The sequence below is a fragment of the Rahnella sp. JUb53 genome (assembly GCF_004346065.1).
In the GTDB taxonomy this organism is placed as follows: Bacteria; Pseudomonadota; Gammaproteobacteria; order Enterobacterales; family Enterobacteriaceae; genus Rahnella; species Rahnella variigena.
Map to the genome: position 1 here is coordinate 401,459 of NZ_SLYT01000003.1, position 18,244 is coordinate 419,702.

Sequence of the window (18,244 nt, forward strand, 5' to 3'; positions counted from 1 at the left end):
AAACTGATTTATGACGCAGGCTTTACTGGCACCGATTTATGATTTTCTTCACTGTGAAACGCCCGCTCTGTGGGTGGATGTGGCGCTGGAAAATCAGACAGTCATGCTGATTGACCACGCTAACTGTGAAAAGAAAGCGGCGGCGACGGCGATGAGCCTGATGACGAAATATCTGGACCGCACCGAACTGCTATTTTGTGCGGCGCGTCTGGCGCGTGAAGAACTTCATCACTTTGAACAAGTGGTGGAAATCATGCAAAAACGCAATATCACCTACACCCAGCTTTCACCATCGCGCTACGCCAGCGGCATGATTAAACATACCCGCCATCACGATGATCTGAATATTCTGGTCGACCGGCTGATCATCGGCGCATACATCGAAGCGCGCTCTTGCGAGCGTTTTGCCAAAATAGCGCCGCATCTCGATGAAACCTTGTCGCGTTTTTACACTTCGCTGCTGCGTTCTGAATCACGGCATTTTGCCGATTATCTGGCGCTGGCAGAGCAATATGCCGGAACGGATATTAGTGAGCGGGTAGAGGAGTTTGGCAGGATTGAAGCGGAACTGATCTTAACCCCGGACGAGCAGTTCCGCTTCCACAGCGGTGTACCCGTCTGCGGACTTAAAACGGGAAGCTGATCAGCTCGACGTTATCGGCGGTGACTTTCACCATCGAACCTTCTTCGTGCCATGCGCCGAGTACCACACGATGGCCGGTTTTGTTTCCGAGCGGGACATCGTGAATGGCTGGCCGATGGGTATGGCCGTGGATCATCCACTCGACGCCAGCCATCTGCATTTCGCTGACCACCGCCTGCGAGTTCACATCCATAATCTCCAGTGATTTACCCTGATTCGACGCCTTACTGTTAGCGCGCATTCTGGCAGCAATGCCCAGTCGCCATTTCAGTGGCAGCATCAGGAAAAGTTTCTGGATAAACGGATTGTGGACTTTTTTGCGGAAGTTTTGATACGCGACATCGTCGGTACACAGCGTGTCGCCGTGCAGGATCAGGATGCGGCGTCCGTACAGCTCGAGCACTTTTTTCTCCGGCAGCAGCGTCATCAGGCTGTCGCGGGCGAAACGTCTGCCGAGCAGAAAATCGCGGTTGCCGTGAATAAAGAAGCAGGGCACGCCTTGCTGATGCAAATGATTCAGTGCGGCGGAGATTTCTGCGTGAAGTGGCTGCGGATCGTCGTCGCCAATCCAGGCTTCGAACAGGTCGCCGAGAATGTACAGAGCATCGGCCTGTGGCGCATCTTCACGTAGAAAACGAAGGAAACCGGCAGTGATTGCCGGTTCCTGTGCGCAAAGATGGATATCTGCGATAAAAAACGTGGTCATGCCGACGTGTTCTTAAAAACGTCGGTTATTCGCTGACTGTCACGCTTTTGATCACAACATCTTCTTTTGGAACGTCCTGGTGCATACCGCTGCGGCCCGTTTTGACGGCTTTGATCGCGTCAACCACGTCCTGACCTTCAACCACTTCTGCGAATACGCAGTAGCCCCAACCCTGCGCGTTTTTACCGCTGTGGTTCAGGAAATCGTTGTCAGTGACGTTGATAAAGAACTGTGCGGTAGCAGAATGTGGATCGTTGGTACGCGCCATCGCCAGCGTGCCTTTGGTGTTTTTCAGGCCGTTGTCTGCTTCGTTATCGATAGGTGCATCGGTGTTTTTCTGGTTCATGCCTGGCTCAAAACCGCCGCCCTGGATCATGAAGCCGTTAATCACACGGTGGAAAATTGTGTTGTCGTAGAAGCCTTTACGGCAATAGTTCAGGAAGTTTTCAACCGTGGCTGGCGCTTTGTCAGCGAAAGTTTTAATGACGATGTCGCCGTGGTTGGTGTGGAAAGTGACCATAATTATCATCCTGCTAATGTTGATGTGTGCTCTGTGTCAGAGCGGCTACTATAGCCTTTTCTTATACCATAACTCAAAAGTTGCCGTCAGCAGCGCCTTTATGACCACTAAAGCCCGTCCGGCGGCCTTATGCCGTTTCGGTGAAATCATTTTCGTTATATTATGGCCGTTAGTGTCGCTTAAATGCGCCAACGTCATTTTCTACGCCCAACACACGGAATAGCCTGATGCTGAAGATTTTTAATACCCTGAGTCGCCAAAAAGAGGAATTCAAGCCAATTCATGCCGGTAAAGTCGGGATGTACGTGTGTGGGATCACTGTTTACGACCTGTGTCATATCGGCCACGGTCGCACCTTTGTCTCTTTCGACGTGGTATCGCGTTACCTGCGTTACGTCGGTTATGACCTGAAATACGTGCGTAACATCACCGATATTGACGACAAAATCATTAAACGTGCCGCTGAGAATGGCGAAACCTTTATGGCATTGACCGATCGTATGATCGCCGAAATGCACGCGGATTTTGCTGCACTGAACATTCTGCCGCCGGATTCTGAGCCTCGCGCCACCGGTCACATTCATGAAATCATCGATATCGTACAGAAGCTGATCGACCGTGATCACGCGTATGTGGCGTCGAACGGCGACGTGATGTTCTGGGTGGAGAGCGATCCGGATTACGGCGTGTTATCCCGTCAGGATCTGGATCAGTTGCAGGCGGGCGCCCGCGTTGAAGTTGAAGCCAACGTGAAACGCAATCCGATGGACTTTGTGCTGTGGAAAATGTCCAAGCCGGGTGAGCCGAGCTGGACGTCACCGTGGGGCGAAGGCCGTCCGGGCTGGCATATCGAATGTTCTGCTATGAACTGCAAACAGCTTGGCGCGCATTTCGATATCCACGGCGGCGGTTCTGACCTGATGTTCCCGCACCACGAAAACGAAATTGCTCAGTCCAGCTGCGCACACGACGGTCCGTATGTTAACACCTGGATGCACTCCGGCATGGTGATGATCGACCGCGAAAAGATGTCCAAGTCACTGGACAACTTCTTTACCGTGCGCGATGTGCTGAAATATTACGACGCCGAAAGCGTGCGTTACTTCCTGATGTCTGGCCATTACCGCAGCCAGCTGAACTACAGCGAAGAGAACCTGAAACTGGCACGTACCTCGATGGAACGTTTGTATACCGCGCTGCGCGGTACGGACGTTACTGCAACGCCAGCCGGTGGTGAGGCTTTCGTGGCGCGTTTTCGTGCGGCAATGGACGACGATTTCAACACGCCGGAAGCCTATTCCGTGCTGTTCGATATGGCGCGCGACATCAACCGCCTGAAAGCGGAAGATATGGCGGCGGCCAACGGTCTGGCAGCAGAATTGCGTCAGCTGGCGGGCGTGCTGGGCTTGCTGGAGCAGGATCCGGAGCAGTTCCTGAAATCTGGTGCGCAGGCGGACAACGACGATGAAGTCGCCGAAATCGAAGCGTTGATCAAACAGCGTAACGATGCCCGCGCCAGCAAAGACTGGGGTATGGCGGATAAAGCGCGCGATCGTCTGAATGAAATGGGCATCGTGTTAGAAGACGGCGCCAACGGCACCACCTGGCGTCGTAAGTAATCTCCTTCATACCTGAAGCCGCAGGAGCGTTGGCTGCGTTCGCGAACCCGAATGACTGACTTGTGTCAGCTCATCGGGATTCGTTCACTTGCCGCCTTGCTGCAACTCCAGTTATTTTGGAGATGCGAGACATATAGCCTCCTTCCGGGAGGCTTTTTTATAAGGATCATCCTGTGACCCAAATGCTTCTGACGTATCAGCCTCCGTATGACTGGCAGTGGATGACGGCGTTTCTCGGTGCGCGTGCGTTGCAGGGCATCGAGCAGCAGGACGGCGACTATTATCAGCGGACGCTGGCGGTCATACACAACGGCGTGCGGCTGACCGGCTGGTTGCGGCTGCGGCCTTTGGCGGACATTAACAGCGTCGAACTTGAGATTTCGCCGTCGCTTGAGCCGGTGACGGATAGCGTGGCAAAGCAGGTGCGGCGTTTACTGGATCTCGATGCGCAGCCATTACTTATCGCTGAGGGTTTAGGTCGGCTGGCTGAAAACGCCGTGGGATTACGTCTGCCGGGCTGCGTGAACCGTTTTGAGCTGACGGTCAGGGCCATTCTCGGGCAACTGGTCAGTGTGAAAATGGCCGCGACGCTGGCAACCCGGCTGACTGAAAAATGGGGCGAGCCGGTGAGCACGCCGTTCGCGGCGCTGACGCATTTGTTTCCGTCTCCGGCGGCGATGGCGAAATTAACGGTCGATGATTTACGCGGTATCGGCGTGCAGGCCAAACGCGCAGCCTGTCTGATCAATATTGCGCAGGCGGTGGAAGAAGGGCGGTTGCCGCTCGATGACATTACCGATGTGCAGGAAGGTGTCAGATTACTGCTGGCGATGCCGGGAATTGGCAGCTGGACGGCCAGTTATGTGGCGATGCGGGCATGGTCTGCGCCGGACGTTTTTCTTGGCGGTGATTATCTGATTAAACAGCGTTTTCCGGGCATGACGCCGGGGAAAATTGCCCGCTATGCCGAAGTCTGGAAACCGTGGCGCACTTACGCCACGCTGCATTTATGGTTCAATAACGACTGGCAACCGGATATGCCTTAATCCGCGCGGGTTAAGTTTTTTCAGGCGGGAAAATGCTGCCTTCGGTATGAACGGTGGCAGTTTTCTGTTGCGGCTCATAGCGGAAAACCCGTCCCCGTCCGTTATTTTTGGCGGTATAACAGGCCTTATCCGCCTGCGCCATGTACTCGCTGCCGCTGACGGTGGGGTCATTCATCTTCGTTAATCCGGCGCTGGCACCGATGCGGTAAATTTTGTCTTCCCAGATAAATTCGAACTGATTGATTTCACTCACCAGTTTCGAGAGGGTGTTCAAACCCTGTTCCACCGGACAATCAAATAAGATCAGCGCAAACTCATCGCCGCCCAGCCGCGCGAGGCGGTCACTGTTGCGCATGTGTTCCTGCATCAGCGTACTGATCTGACGTAACAGTTCGTCACCGGCGGCGTGCCCGGCCGTGTCATTAATCGCTTTGAAATGATCCAGATCGATAAACGCCAGACAGTGCGACTGACGCGCAGTGGCTATCAGATTCAGTGCTTTTTTCAGGCTGGATTCGAAACTGCCACGGTTCGACAATCCGGTCAGTAAATCGTGGGACGCGCTGTAGCTCAGCCTGCGCATCAGCTCGCGCGATCTGCTGACGTCCTGCAATACCAGCACGATGCCGATCGGTTCATCTTTCAACGTACGCAGCGGAGACACCGCCAGCTGGACATCAAACAGACCGGTATGATGGCCATGCAACACCAGTGAACGCTCAACGGAAGAGTGAAGATTTTCGTTGATATCAAAGTGCAGCAGATTGTCGATTAGCGGACCATCCTGCCCTTTGCTGATGAGTACAATGCGGTTCACCGGCTGGCCCTGCGCCTGTTCCTCTGTCCATCCGGTCATTTTCTCCGCCACCGGATTCATGAACGTGATATTCATATTCCGGTCGGTGGAAATCACCGCCTCGTTGATGGAATTGAGGGTGATGTGCATGAGTTCTTTCTCTTCATGCAGCGCTTCCGAAAGACGCTTATTGGTCATTTCGGTATGTTTGAGCTCGTTGATATCTTCAATCTGAGAAATGAAATACAGCGGATTGTGTTCTTCATCGCGCACCAGCGACACGGCGAGTAATGCCCAAATCACTTCTCCGTTACGGCACAGGTAGCGTTTTTCCATGGTGTAGGTCTGGATTTCATCGTTAAGCAGTTGCTCCAGCATCGCCAGATCCTTGCCCAAATCCTCCTGATAAGTAATTTCCTGGAAGGTCAGCGTGGTGAGATATTCCGCCTCATACCCCAGCAGATTACACAGCGATTTATTGACCTGCAGCAGCCTGCCTTGCGGGGATACCAGCGCCATGCCGATTGCCGAGTATTCCATCGCGTTGCGAAAACGATTTTCACTTTGCGTGATATGCGATTTCTCTGCCCGCAGGGCGTGCATCGCCATCGCCATGGCGTTTGCCGGAGTCAGGATCAGCAGCAGTGGCAGGAAAATCAGCCCCTGAGGAATTTGTACGACGGTATGCGGCTGCACGGAAACAATGCCGCTGGTGTGCAGTAAAGCAATCATCAGCGTCATGCACAGGAAAATAATGAACGCTTCGATGCGGGGTAAACGAATGGCGCACCACAACAGCGGAATGGTGATAAAGGCAAAGGTATAAGGCAGCCATTTGAGCGCCAGAAAACCTGCCGCCAGCGTGATGATGAGCGTCAGAAGCAATCCAAAAAAACGCCCGGAAGTCAGGTTTTTCCTGAAATAACCGCGCTGATAAACCAGCCCGAGCGGGGTAAGCGCCAGGATTGCGACAGCTTCAGACATGAACCAGGTGGCAAAACGACTTTGCAATTCCACCGGCGATTGAATGTGCAGGATAAACAGCATCATGATTAATGAGCTGACCAGTGGACAGAAAATGACCGCAACCATCAGGAATCTGACCCAGTAACCGAGGCCGGTAAGGGGATCCTGCTCCGGCAACAATCGCCGCAACAATGCCGCGCAAAATGCGGCTTCAAAAAGATTGTTAAGCAGATAAGGCAGATAGCGCAGGAAAGGCGTGCCCAGAACGGAATGTGCCGCTGCAATGCCTAACGCGCTGGCACACAGTAACGGCAGCCAGTCGCGGTAGCGATGGCGAAACAGAACAGGGATCATCAGCGCCGTTGGCAGCCACAAGCCTGCAAGGCTGGACGATTTCTGGATCACGCTCATACAGGCGAGCGCCAGCAGGCAGACAGAAATGCCTAACAGTACGTGAGATGTCCAGTTCGTCCGGCTTATTGTGATCGAGGGTGGTTTGCTTTTTTCCACGGTGAAAACCTTTTTCTGACTGGTGTTTGGATCCAGAACAGTTGCAGTGATGGTCGTTTTTGTATTTTTTTATCACTCAGGCGTCATCATGAGCACAAACGATGACACGTACTCTCAATATCGTTATCAGTATCGGAAAAGCGTGACTAATTATTAATATAAATTTTACGTTACGTTGGAATAGTTGACGAATATTCCGGCCGGATGGCCGGAATAAGAGGGTCAGAGCAGGAAAATGGTGGCGAGGCCGAGGAAGATAAAGAATCCACCGGTATCTGTCAGGGCAGTTATCATCACGCTGGAACCGACCGCAGGGTCGCGCCCCAGACGCACCATGGTCAGCGGAATGACCACACCCATCAGTGCTGCCAGCAGCAGATTCAGCACCATCGCCAGCGTCATTACGGCGCCCATTTCCCAGTCGCTGTACAGCAGCCAGGTCACCACGCCCATCAGTCCGCCCCAGACGAGGCCGTTAATCAGCGCGACGCCCAGTTCCCTGAACATCAGGAACTTCAGGTTACCGAGCTGGACATGGTGCAGGGCCAGTCCGCGGACAATCATGGTGATGGTTTGATTGCCTGTATTCCCGCCGATGCCGGCAACAATTGGCATCAGGGCAGCCAGCGCCACCAGTTGTGAAATCGTATGTTCAAACAAACCTATCACGCGCGATGCAACGAAGGCCGTACACAGATTGATCGCCAGCCACGCCCAGCGATTACGCACCGCTTTAGTGACCGGTGAAAAGACATCCTCTTCCGGGCTCAGCCCCCCCATGCGGCGTAAATTGCTGTCGGTGTCGTTATTGACGAAATCGACGATTTCTTCCACCGTCAGACGTCCCATCAGCTTGCCTTTTTTGTCCACCACCGGCGCAGTGATCAGATCATAACGTTCGAACGCACTGGCGGCGTCTTCGGCTTTATCTTCTGGCTCAAAACTGGTGAGATCGGTGACCATGACGTCTGAAACCAGCGTATGCGGCGGGTTCAGCAAAATCGTCGTCAGCGGCAGTTCGCCTAATAACGTGTTTTTACGGTCAGTGATAAACAGCTTATCGGACGCTTCCGGGATGGCTTTATTCAGGCGCAGAAAGCGCTGCACGGTGCCGAGAGAAACATCAGGGCGAACCGTCAGCAGCTCGAAGTCCATGATCCTGCCGACGCACTCTTTATTGAATTTCATCACCTCGCGAACTTTATCGCGCTGACGCGGATCCAGTGAGGTAAGCACGCGGCCCGTCAGGTCACGCGGCAGATATTCGGCCAGATAGACCTGATCATCCACGTCCAGCAGAGACATGGTTTTCAGCAGGTCTTTGTCGCTCATTTCCTCAATGAGGCTGTCCCAGACGGTTTCAGAGACTTCGACCAGCGCCTTACCGCGGGCAGCGGGTTCAACCAGCCGCCACAACGCGAGGCGTTCGTGAATGGGTAACGCTTCCAGCACATCCGCCACGTCAGCGGCATGGAGTTTCTGCACCCGCGAGCTCAGCTCCGCGGTGTAATCCATCAGCCTGGCGCGGGTGGCATCATCAACGTCAATTTCTTCACCGAGAATGCTGTCAGCAAGATCATCGGTGTTAAGCAGGAGATCGAGGATCCGGCCACGACTCTCGGCGAGTTTTTGTCCGTAACTTTTTGGTTTTTCGGCAGACATTCGGGATCCTTAGTCCTTATGGTAGCGGCAGGTCTTGAGTGTGCCGGTACAAGTTTTGTCGGAAGTCGGTTCCTGAGGTGCGACGGTTTGCCCATCTGTTTGCTGTTGTTTTTGGTTCTGATGGTGGGAATACGCGCCGATACCGGAATAGACCAGACGTCCTAACAAAATAATGAAGCTGATCGATAAAACGATTTTCGTCATTGTGATGTTGGTTTTTCGAGACATAATTTGATCGCTTAAGTAAATCGTTGCTCCGGTGGAAGGATGAAGAACTGCAAATGATAACGTTTACAATATATAACACATCTAAACGAGCAGCCAGATAATCAAATAAAAGCGAATTTCCGTAACGTCCATTTTTGTAAACGAGTAATTTTCCTTTTTCCTCGGATTATTCTATATCACTGGATATAAAAACCATTCTGTTAGTCACGCGATGAATTTGTTTAAGATGATTTTTACGTTAAAACACAAAGATTGTGTTTAATGATCTGCATCAAGGGATTTAAGATAAGTGACATTAGAATTCAGTCTTATTTTGAAGCGTTGTACTCTGACCTCCGCTGTATTCTTTTTTCTTCAGTTATTTTGTGTGAAGTGACGTTTTTACTACGATAATTTTAGACGACGTCTGCAACTGCGGTTGTCAGCCAGCTTGTCTGGCGTCCGTTACACGATGAATCACTCACCGCGGCATGAAGTTCATGCGCAAAACTTAGATGGACTGAATGCGTAAAATTTTTTCCTGGCATGAGATTCGCCATAAATGGTGGGGACTTCCCGTCATTTGCGCGCTGGTCTTGATCCCCGTTACCTCATGGCTTTCTCCGATCATATTTTTGCCTGAAGGTCGTACCTATCTGATTTATATGCCGTTGGCGACGTGTGTTGCGCTGCTGATGGTATTTGACTGGGCTGCATTACCCGGGATCGTCCTGACGTTGTTCCTGCGTTATTATTTCAGGGTCGGCGCAGAAATGGCGACGTTGCTGACGGTTATTTATTTCACCTCGCTTTTTCTGGCCTGGCTCGGATACCGCTGGCAGGCCGGAAATCGCTGGTCAGCGCCATTAGGTCTGATGAATCTGGCGTGGATGCGTGTCGGCTGGTTGCTGGTGTTCCTCACTGTCTTCTTCATGACTGTATTGCAGATTGTGGTGGAAAGCGGGTTGCTGCCGGGTTATCTGGGGCTGGTCACGGCTGATTTTGTGACGTTGCGGACACTCATCAATTTGCAGGCGATGATCATCGGCATTTTGCTCAATTCGCACGTCATTTACCTGGTGATCCGCATGATTCGTCAGCCCCGCTACTGGCGCGTGTTGCGGATGATGTTGCGTAAGCAGCGGGCGCCGGGCGTGAAAACCACCGAAATGGTGGTCTGGTTTCTGGTCATGGCCACCATGGTCACGCTGCTCAGCGTGCCCAGTATAAGCGAGCCGTTCACAAAAATTTTGCTGAGTGATTACACTCTGACGCTGCTTTTCCCTGTGATGCTGTTCGGGGCGTTACGCTATGGCTATTACTTCATCAGTATCGTATGGAGTATTACGCTCACTGTATTATTCTACAATTATCAGGGGTTTATCTCAGAAACCGGCTTTGTTCATAATCTGGTCTTTGTTTCTGCGCTGATGCTGGTTTACACCATTACGCTGTTGCTGATGTCGGCGCTTTCTTCGCGCCAGCGACTGCTGATGAAAAAATTCAAATCAGCCGCCCTGCTGGATCCGGTGTTTGGTTTGCCTAATCTGCGTGCCTTTAACCGCGATTTAGCCCGCCATCCGCGTTCCATGCTTTGCTTCATCCGCGTGTCGGATATGGACGTTCTCAGCCGTAACTACGGGATGCAGCTGCGGATCCAGTTCAAACAGCAACTGGCGGTCGGGCTCAAACCTTTCCTTCAGTCCGGCGAGCGTGTGTATCACTTACCCGGCTATGATCTGGTTCTGCGCCTGAATTGTGAAGATGCAGATATGAAATTGCAGGGGCTGCATGATTATCTCGAGGATTTCCGCCTGCTCTGGAACGGGTTGCCGTTGCATCCCAACATTGGTTTGTCGTACTGCACGGTATATTCGCCAGTCGAGCATCTGCCTATTTTACTGGGTGAACTCAGTGGTATTGCGGAAGTTTCACTGACCACCGGTCAGCCTGAGTCGAACAAAAGCGACCACAGTCAGGTTCAGCTGGAGATCAGAGACAAAGTCGACATGCTGCACAAAATTCAGCGTGCGTTAGATGACGACCGCTTTGTGCTGATGGCTCAGCCGATACTGGGTGTTCGCGGCGACAGCTATTACGAAATCCTGCTGCGCATGTTTGATGGTTCGCAGGATACCCTGATCACGCCGGATAAATTCCTGCCGGTGGTTCACGAATTCGGGCTGTCTTATCAGATGGATATGTGGGTACTCCGGCATGCGCTGATGTTTATTAATCAGAACCGTGTACGTCTGCCGAGCCTGCGTTTTGCCGTTAATTTCACGCCATCGACGTTATGTCGTCCGACGTTTACCCGCGATTTTAAATCGCTGATGCTGGAATATGAAATTGAGCCGTTCCAGATCGTTCTGGAAGTCACCGAATCGCATCTTTTGCAGAATATGAAATATGCCGACTTCGCGATGCGGGAACTGCGTGCTTATGGCTGCCGGATTGCAATAGACGATTTCGGCACCGGTTACGCCAGTTACGGACGTCTGAAAGCTATTCAGGCCGACATCCTGAAAATTGACGGCAGTTTTGTGCGCAATATGCTCACAGATTCACTGGATGCCTACATTGTGCAATCTATCTGCCAGGTCGCACGTATGAAGCACCTGTCTATTGTGGCGGAGTATGTGGAGACGGAAGAACAGAAAGCTGCGCTCCATGCGCTGGGCGTCGATTACATGCAGGGATATCTGGTGGGTAAACCGGAGCCACTAGCCACATTGCTCGATTTCCCTGCGACCTGATTTCGCGGGTGATTGGGGCATAGAAAATAAAAAGCCCTCTGAGCACATTGTGCCGGAGGGCTTTTTTATAGCGACAAACGAATTAGTCTTCCGCTGCGCCGTCTTCTTCTTCGAGCATCAGTTTCCAGCCCGTGACGTCATCCCAGTAGCTTTGTTCTTTTTCAAAATCCAGCTGAACCAGGTTGTTCTGCGCCAGATATCCGGCCGGGAAACGCAGCGTCCAGTGATTATCATCGGTAGATAACCGCAGGGATTCCGGTGTGGTCGTGGACTGGCGCTGGTTATTGAGTAATGCGCCAAGACGCAGCAGCTGAATAAGAGGAATGTAGTGTTTCTTCTTAAACAGATTCAGGCGTGGCAATTCTTCCAGCTTGATGGCTTTACGATGGAAACGCACCAGCGTCGCCAGCAGCGTTTGCTGTTCCTGATTAAAGCCCGGCAAATTGGTGTTTTGCAGGATATAAGAAGAGTGGCGATGCATTCCGGAGTGGTTAATGCTCAGACCCACTTCATGCAGCATGGCGCTGAATTTCAGCAGTGATTCCAGCTGTGGCTGCACCAGTTTAGTATTTTGTGCTAACCACTGGCTGTAAAGCTGCTCGGTGGTTTCCAGCACGCGGCGCGCCTGTTCCCGGTCGATATTGTAATGGTCGGCCAGACTTTTCGCGGTACGCGTGCGGATGTCCTGGTGACGGAAACGACCTTCCATCTCATACAGCACACCTTCACGCAGCGCGCCGTCTGAAAGACGCAGCTCTTTGACAGCCAGCGCATCAAATACGCCACGCAAAATCGCCAGTCCTGGCACAAACACTGACTGACGGTCTTCCGATAAGCCCGGTAAATCCAGATCACTGAATTTTTTGAAATTCAGCACCGCTTCGGTCAGCATTTCCAGACGCTCAGGGGTGATCAGTCCGTCTTTCTCCCCCATTGCGACCAGCACTTCGTAAGCCGCTTTGATACTGCCGGACGCGCCCAGCGCATACTGCCAACCTTGCAGACGGTACTGCCAGGCCAGTGTTTCCAGCTTCTGCGCGGCAGCGAGTTGCGCACGTTTGAAGTTGCTGCGACTGATTTCGCCTTCCGGGAAAAACATCTGCGCAAAACTGACACAGCCCATACGTCGGCTTTCTGCCAGCAAAGGTTCGAAATCTTCGCCGATGACCAGTTCCGTAGAACCGCCACCGATGTCGATGACCAGCTTGCGACCTTTTTCCGGTTGCGTGTGTTCAACACCCATAAAAATCAGACGGGCTTCTTCCTGCCCGGAAATAATTTCAATCGGGTAGGGGATCACTTCTTTGGCACGCCTGAGGAACTCCTCGGCGTTCACCGCCTGACGCAGGGTATGCGTGCCGACGATGGTGACGTTGCTGTCCGGAAAACCTTGCAGACGTTCTGCAAATAAAGCCAGGCAATCCAGCCCACGTTGCATGGCTTCTTCACTGAGCACACTTTTATTGTCGAGACCATCGGCCAGATGAACGCGTTGTTTCAGGCGACCTAAGACCTGCATCGCGCCGTTAACCACGCGCGCGATGACCATATGGAAACTGTTCGATCCGAGATCGATAGCCGCAATTTCCTGTGGCTTGGCGTTCATTGGGCTGTTTTTAAGGGGCATAGTTGTGTAGCGCTCCAGAGATTCAGGCTTGCTGACTTTGTTGTTCCAGATCTTTCAGATATTCGTAAATCGCCAGCTGCGCACGCACTTTGCGACGATTTCCGCGTGGAACATACCGGTTGCTCAGTTCTTTATCAATCACTCTGGCTTTTACCGTGTCACTAAACAGCAGTTCTAGAATATCCAGAACGCGTTGTTTAAGGCGTGGATCGAGCAGGGCGACAGCAACCTCAATTCGGTAATCGATATTACGGGTCATCCAGTCAGCAGAAGACAGGAATACTTTGGTATCGCCACCATTTTCAAAGACATAAACACGGTCGTGCTCAAGATAGCGGTCAATAATACTGGTGACCTGAATGTTTTCGCTAAAGCCCGGTAAATTCGGGACCAGCGAACACATACCGCGGATCAGCAGACGGATTTTCACCCCGACGTTAGACGCGACGTACAGGCGGTCGATCAGTCCTTTATCCACCAGATTATTGATTTTCAGCGTAATTCCGCCTGTGCCGCCAGCCTGTACATTGGCAATTTCTTTGTCGATCAGGCGATACAGCATGTCGCGCGAGTTTTGCGGTGACACCATCAGATGCTCGAAAGAGACCGGCCGGTACGGGTTCTCAATAAAGTTAAACACCCGGCGGACTTCGTTGGTGATGCGCGCATCCGCCGTGAGCAGCGAATAGTCGGTATAAAGGCGGGCGGTTTTCTCGTTAAAGTTACCGGTCCCAATATGAGCATAGCGGACAATTTCATCGCCTTCGCGGCGGGAAATAAGAAAGAGTTTTGCGTGAATTTTCAGGCCCGGCGCAGAGAAAATAACGTGTACACCGGCTTCTGTCAGACGTTTCGCCCAGTGAATGTTGGCTTCTTCATCAAAGCGCGCCTGAAGTTCGACGACGACGGTCACTTTCTTGCCGTTGTGCGCCGCGTGGATCATCGATTCGATGATGCGTGAATCTTTCGCAACGCGGTATATATTGATTTTTATGGATAAAACGTTGGGATCGAACGACGCCTGGCGCAGCAGTTCCAGCACGTGTTCAAACGTATGATACGGATAATACAGCAGCACATCCTGTTCGCGGATCGCCGCAAAGCCATTGCGGAATTTATCGAACCATAAATGGCGCAGACGTGGCAGCGGGCGGTTGACCAGATTGGCTTTACCGACATTCGGGAAACTGATGAAATCTTTAAAGTTATGGTAACGGCCACCGGCGATCACAGAATCATAGTTCGAGATACCCAGCTTGCCGCGCAGCAATTCCACCATTTCATCGGGCATATCGCGCTGATAAACAAAACGCACCGGCTCGGCGGTCAGACGCTGTTTCAGGCTCGATGACATCAGTTCCAGCAGGCTTGATTCCATTTCCGTGACCAGATCGTATTCGGCGTCACGGGTCATTTTCATCGAATAGGCATTCAGCGCGTCGTAATCAAAGAAGCCTTTGAAAATATCGTCCAGGCAATAACGCAGAATGTTATCAAGCAGGATCATCGGCTTGCGGCGGCGCGGAGCTTCCGGCGGCAGATTGACGAAGCGCGGCACTTTATCTGAAGGAATTTCCAGCAGCGCGTAGTGAATTTCTTCGCCACGGATAATTTCGACCGCCAGATAGGTGTAATCGTCTTTAAGGAACTGCACCAGATTGGTGTCGTGATTAATCAGAATGGGCGTGATGTGCTGGCGCAGATGATGTTTGAAATACTGACGCAACCAGGCTTGCTGATTCTCAGAAACCTGCCGTTCGTTAATCAGGAAGATCTGATTACGCGCCATTTCCAGCAGCAAATCGTTGTAAAGGCTGTCAAATTCCTGATCAATACGCAGAACTTTCGCCTGAATTTTTTTCAGTAAATGACGGGAGGCACCCAGAAAGCCTTGTTCTTCACTGATGAGGATCCGTCGCTTTAAATCGGCAAAACGGACTTTATAGAACTCATCCAGGTTATTGGAGTAGATCCCTAAAAAACGCATCCGTTCGATCAGGGGATTGCTTTTGTCTGCCGCTTCCTGCAACACGCGCTCATTGAAGGACAGCCAGCTTAGTTCTTTCTCGATATAAAGCTTTTCCTGACCCATTTTCACTCCGTTCATTTAGCTTGCAACCTGGCCCATACAGGCAAATTTGCCCGAAAACACCGCAATTTAGCTCAGCTTATTCCTCGTGTTACGGGCCGTTTTTTCAGGTCAGCGTAACAGGAAGCTGTCAGTGAGAGGGGCCTAGTGTCTGCTATCAATATTGCGAAAGATTGACAGGAAAGTCCAACATAACTGGGGATGATTTCAGGAGAGTTTATATCAGGGGAACAAATGAGAGAAAAAGGCGGGAAAAGTCTTACCGGTGAAGGAGTTCTTTTCCCCTCACCGGTAATTTATGGCCTGATTTTTAACGCGCTAAACTGTACAGCACTAAACTACACCGCGCTGGCGCCAATCAGTGATTCAGTTTTGACCTGAACCGGTTTGGTTTTGTACTTCGCCAGGAATTGCGGCTGGAAAATACACATGCGGATGGCACTGCGGTATTCGCCGTTCACAAAGAATTCCTGTTTCAGTTCACCTTCGATCTCAAACCCTAATTTGCTGTAAATGTGGATCGCCTTTTTATTTTCTTTATCGACGATTAAATACAGTTTGTAGAGGTTCAGAACTGAGAAGGCATAATCCATCGCCAGACGCACGGCATCACCGGCAAAGCCTTTGCCCTGATGTTGCGGGTCAATGATTATCTGAAATTCCGCGCGGCGGTGAATATGATTAATTTCCACCAGCTCCACTAAGCCGACCGGTCCGCTTTCGAATTCTATAATAAAGCGGCGTTCGCTCTGGTCATGGATGTGTTTGTGATACAAGTCGGTCAGTTCGACGAAAGCCTCGTAAGGTTCTTCAAACCAGTAACGCATGATGCTGGCGTTATTATCAAGACGGTGAACAAACGACAGGTCGTCCTTTTCCAGTGGACGTAATCTGACGCTGTTATGGCTAAACATGGGGTGTTCCTCAACTATAAAAGCCGTTTTATGAGGGTAACCTTCGTAAATATGAGGTCTGAAACAACTGTGTTTCAGATGAAGGTCGGCGCACAAACGACGTTTAAACGTGCGCCGGGATGTGCATTATATCGGGTGAAATGTAAACAAATGTCAAATGATGGAAAATAAAAAACCGGCACGTGGCCGGTTTATAGTGAAATCGTGAGGCAAGTACAGATTAATCTTCTGCGTATCCGCGTTCAGAAAGCGGTTTGTTATCCAGAAACGCCTGACCGTTTTGCAGTGATAAACGTCCGTCAACAAACCAGCTGACCACCAGCGGATAAATGCTGTGTTCCTGCGTTTGCACGCGGGCAACCAGCTCTTCTTCCGTATCCTCAGCAAAAACAGGCACTTTGGCCTGTAAAATCACCGGGCCGCCATCGAGTTCTTCCGTCACGAAATGTACGGACGTGCCGTGTTCAGCATCCTGATTTTCAATCGCCTGACGGTGAGTATGTAAACCCGGATATTTCGGCAGCAGGGAAGGGTGGATGTTAATCATGCGCCCCGCAAAGCGCTGAACGAATTCGGCGCTCAGGATCCGCATGTAACCAGCGAGTACCACCAGAGAGGGCTTGAAAGTTTCAATAGCGTCAGCCAGTGCAACGTCAAAGGCGATGCGATCTTCGTAAGCTTTTACATCCAGCGCATGCGCCGGAATATCGGCTAAACGGGCTCTTTCAAGCCCGTATGCAGCGATTTTATTACTGAAGACTGCACTGATTTCTGCGTTGATTCGTCCCTGCTGGCAGGCATCGATCAGGGCCTGTAAGTTGCTTCCCTCGCCCGATACCAGAACCACAATCCTTTTCATATCCCTACCTGTCGTCTTCAGTGAATAGAGTGACCTGACTGATTACTCAATAACGACGCGCTCAGCGGAGTCAGAGGCCTTAACATAGCCAATTTTCCACGCTTTTTCACCCTTGTCATTCAGTAACGCAATGGCCTGGTCGGCAAGTTCTGCCGGAAGTGCGACCACCATGCCCACGCCACAGTTAAAGGTGCGGTACATTTCGTGACGGCTGACGTTACCGGTAGTCTGCAACCAGGTGAAGACGTCCGGCCATTCCCAGCTGGCTTCTTCGATGATGACCTGAGTGTTTTCCGGCAGTACGCGCGGAATATTTTCCCAGAAGCCGCCACCGGTCAGGTGAACGATACCGTGAACGTCCACGTTTTCGATCAGATTGAGGATCGACTTCACGTAAATTTTGGTTGGTGCGAGCAGGTGATCAGCCAGGGATTTGCCTGCCAGTGTGGTGGTTTCCGGGTCAGTGTTGCTGACTTCCAGAATTTTGCGCACCAGGGAGTAACCGTTGGAGTGCGGGCCACTGGCGGCGAGGCCGATCAGCACATCGCCATCAGCTACTTTGCTGCCGTCGATAATTTCTGATTTTTCCACTACGCCAACACAGAATCCGGCGACGTCGTAATCTTCGCCGTGGTACATGCCCGGCATTTCAGCGGTTTCGCCGCCGACTAACGCACAGCCAGACTGTTTACAGCCTTCTGCAATACCGGTGATCACACTGGCGGCGATATCGACGTCCAGTTTACCGGTGGCGTAATAGTCGAGGAAGAACAGAGGTTCAGCGCCCTGAACGATCAAATCGTTGACGCACATCGCGACCAGGTCGATACCGATAGTATCGTGGCGTTGTAAATCCATCGCCAGACGCAGCTTGGTGCCAACGCCGTCGGTACCCGAAACCAGCACGGGTTCACGATATTTTTGCGGCAGCGCGCAGAGAGCACCAAAACCCCCTAATCCACCCATAACTTCCGGGCGACGAGTCTGTTTTACTACACCTTTAATGCGATCTACCAATGCGTTACCGGCATCGATATCTACGCCTGCGTCTTTATAGCTGAGAGAGGTTTTGTCGGTCACTGCGAAGTCCCCACGGCGGTTTGGGTTGGTGGTTGAAGAATAAAGCGGGGCAATTCTAACAGTGGAAGCAAACGTTTGCGAGCGCCTTATTCAGAGTCACTATCTATACTTAAAGATACAACACTTAGCCGAAGTCATTGGCGTTGCAGCAAGGCAGCAAACGAGCGAATCCCGACGAGCTGACTTGAGTCAGTGATTCGGGTGAGAGAGAGCCGCTAACGCAACTGCGGCTTCAATGAAGAAG

Annotated in this window: 14 protein-coding genes; 4 read left to right on the forward strand and 10 right to left on the reverse strand. The window is 51.7% G+C overall.

The window, feature by feature from the left end; genetic code table 11:
• The first annotated feature begins 10 nt into the window (after positions 1 to 10).
• Complete coding sequence (gene miaE / locus EC840_RS09595) at positions 11 to 643, forward strand: tRNA isopentenyl-2-thiomethyl-A-37 hydroxylase MiaE (RefSeq protein ID WP_112287561.1); 633 nt, start codon at positions 11 to 13, stop codon at positions 641 to 643.
• Here the strand turns inward: miaE and lpxH are convergent.
• Both lpxH and ppiB read right to left on the reverse strand, forming a co-directional pair.
• Positions 627 to 1,349: a UDP-2,3-diacylglucosamine diphosphatase gene (lpxH, locus tag EC840_RS09600; RefSeq protein ID WP_132965093.1), complete on the reverse strand. Its 723-nt coding sequence runs from the start codon at positions 1,347 to 1,349 to the stop codon at positions 627 to 629. The genes miaE and lpxH overlap by 17 nt on opposite strands.
• Before the next feature lie 25 nt (positions 1,350 to 1,374).
• Positions 1,375 to 1,869 carry a peptidylprolyl isomerase B gene (gene ppiB, locus EC840_RS09605; RefSeq protein ID WP_113876111.1) on the reverse strand — a complete coding sequence of 165 codons (495 nt, stop codon included), beginning with the start codon at positions 1,867 to 1,869 and terminating at the stop codon, positions 1,375 to 1,377.
• A gap of 227 nt (positions 1,870 to 2,096) precedes the next feature.
• Between ppiB and cysS the strand changes: the two genes are divergently transcribed.
• Positions 2,097 to 3,488, forward strand: a complete 1,392-nt coding sequence (gene cysS, locus EC840_RS09610) for a cysteine--tRNA ligase (RefSeq protein WP_113876109.1) — start codon at positions 2,097 to 2,099, stop codon at positions 3,486 to 3,488.
• A gap of 182 nt (positions 3,489 to 3,670) precedes the next feature.
• Positions 3,671 to 4,534: a DNA-3-methyladenine glycosylase 2 gene (gene alkA / locus EC840_RS09615; protein WP_243701052.1), complete on the forward strand. Its 864-nt coding sequence runs from the start codon at positions 3,671 to 3,673 to the stop codon at positions 4,532 to 4,534.
• A 10-nt stretch (positions 4,535 to 4,544) separates the two neighbouring features.
• Here the strand turns inward: alkA and EC840_RS09620 are convergent, their stop codons facing one another.
• The 3 genes from EC840_RS09620 to EC840_RS09630 all read right to left on the reverse strand — a co-directional run bounded on the left by EC840_RS09620 (position 4,545) and on the right by EC840_RS09630 (position 8,696).
• Positions 4,545 to 6,806 (reverse strand): PAS domain S-box protein, encoded by a 2,262-nt coding sequence (locus EC840_RS09620; RefSeq protein WP_132965097.1) that lies wholly within the window; start codon positions 6,804 to 6,806, stop codon positions 4,545 to 4,547.
• A gap of 222 nt (positions 6,807 to 7,028) precedes the next feature.
• Positions 7,029 to 8,468, reverse strand: coding sequence for a magnesium transporter (gene mgtE / locus EC840_RS09625; RefSeq protein WP_132965099.1), 1,440 nt, complete (start codon positions 8,466 to 8,468; stop codon positions 7,029 to 7,031).
• 9 nt (positions 8,469 to 8,477) lie between these two features.
• Positions 8,478 to 8,696 (reverse strand): YfgG family protein, encoded by a 219-nt coding sequence (locus EC840_RS09630; protein WP_112287568.1) that lies wholly within the window; start codon positions 8,694 to 8,696, stop codon positions 8,478 to 8,480.
• Between the two features lie 503 nt (positions 8,697 to 9,199).
• Between EC840_RS09630 and EC840_RS09635 the strand changes: the two genes are divergently transcribed.
• Entirely contained in the window at positions 9,200 to 11,431 is a 2,232-nt protein-coding gene (locus EC840_RS09635) for an EAL domain-containing protein (protein ID WP_113876105.1), read from the forward strand.
• Positions 11,432 to 11,513: 82 nt separating this feature from the next.
• On the opposite strand, the gene ppx is transcribed toward EC840_RS09635, so the two are convergent.
• The 5 genes from ppx to purM form a co-directional block, all read right to left on the reverse strand.
• Positions 11,514 to 13,058 (reverse strand): exopolyphosphatase, encoded by a 1,545-nt coding sequence (ppx, locus tag EC840_RS09640; RefSeq protein ID WP_112287570.1) that lies wholly within the window; start codon positions 13,056 to 13,058, stop codon positions 11,514 to 11,516.
• 22 nt (positions 13,059 to 13,080) lie between these two features.
• Positions 13,081 to 15,150: a polyphosphate kinase 1 gene (gene ppk1, locus EC840_RS09645; protein ID WP_112287571.1), complete on the reverse strand. Its 2,070-nt coding sequence runs from the start codon at positions 15,148 to 15,150 to the stop codon at positions 13,081 to 13,083.
• A 335-nt stretch (positions 15,151 to 15,485) separates the two neighbouring features.
• Positions 15,486 to 16,061, reverse strand: coding sequence for a spermidine N1-acetyltransferase (speG, locus tag EC840_RS09650; protein WP_112287572.1), 576 nt, complete (start codon positions 16,059 to 16,061; stop codon positions 15,486 to 15,488).
• A 220-nt stretch (positions 16,062 to 16,281) separates the two neighbouring features.
• The gene (gene purN, locus EC840_RS09655; RefSeq protein ID WP_113876104.1) at positions 16,282 to 16,920 is read right to left on the reverse strand and encodes a phosphoribosylglycinamide formyltransferase; all 639 of its coding nucleotides are present in this window, start codon (positions 16,918 to 16,920) and stop codon (positions 16,282 to 16,284) included.
• 42 nt (positions 16,921 to 16,962) lie between these two features.
• Positions 16,963 to 18,000, reverse strand: a complete 1,038-nt coding sequence (gene purM / locus EC840_RS09660; protein WP_132965101.1) for a phosphoribosylformylglycinamidine cyclo-ligase — start codon at positions 17,998 to 18,000, stop codon at positions 16,963 to 16,965.
• Positions 18,001 to 18,244: the final 244 nt, after the last annotated feature.

Excerpts from the sequence above, each read along its gene's own strand:
- miaE (WP_112287561.1), top strand. The coding sequence starts at position 11 with ATGACGCAGGCTTTACTGGCACCGATTTATGATTTTCTTCACTGTGAA.
- lpxH (WP_132965093.1), bottom strand. The coding sequence starts at position 1,349 with ATGACCACGTTTTTTATCGCAGATATCCATCTTTGCGCACAGGAACCG.
- ppiB (WP_113876111.1), bottom strand. The coding sequence starts at position 1,869 with ATGGTCACTTTCCACACCAACCACGGCGACATCGTCATTAAAACTTTC.
- cysS (WP_113876109.1), top strand. The coding sequence starts at position 2,097 with ATGCTGAAGATTTTTAATACCCTGAGTCGCCAAAAAGAGGAATTCAAG.
- alkA (WP_243701052.1), top strand. The coding sequence starts at position 3,671 with ATGCTTCTGACGTATCAGCCTCCGTATGACTGGCAGTGGATGACGGCG.
- mgtE (WP_132965099.1), bottom strand. The coding sequence starts at position 8,468 with ATGTCTGCCGAAAAACCAAAAAGTTACGGACAAAAACTCGCCGAGAGT.
- EC840_RS09630 (WP_112287568.1), bottom strand. The coding sequence starts at position 8,696 with ATGTCTCGAAAAACCAACATCACAATGACGAAAATCGTTTTATCGATC.
- EC840_RS09635 (WP_113876105.1), top strand. The coding sequence starts at position 9,200 with ATGCGTAAAATTTTTTCCTGGCATGAGATTCGCCATAAATGGTGGGGA.
- ppx (WP_112287570.1), bottom strand. The coding sequence starts at position 13,058 with ATGCCCCTTAAAAACAGCCCAATGAACGCCAAGCCACAGGAAATTGCG.
- ppk1 (WP_112287571.1), bottom strand. The coding sequence starts at position 15,150 with ATGGGTCAGGAAAAGCTTTATATCGAGAAAGAACTAAGCTGGCTGTCC.
- speG (WP_112287572.1), bottom strand. The coding sequence starts at position 16,061 with ATGTTTAGCCATAACAGCGTCAGATTACGTCCACTGGAAAAGGACGAC.
- purN (WP_113876104.1), bottom strand. The coding sequence starts at position 16,920 with ATGAAAAGGATTGTGGTTCTGGTATCGGGCGAGGGAAGCAACTTACAG.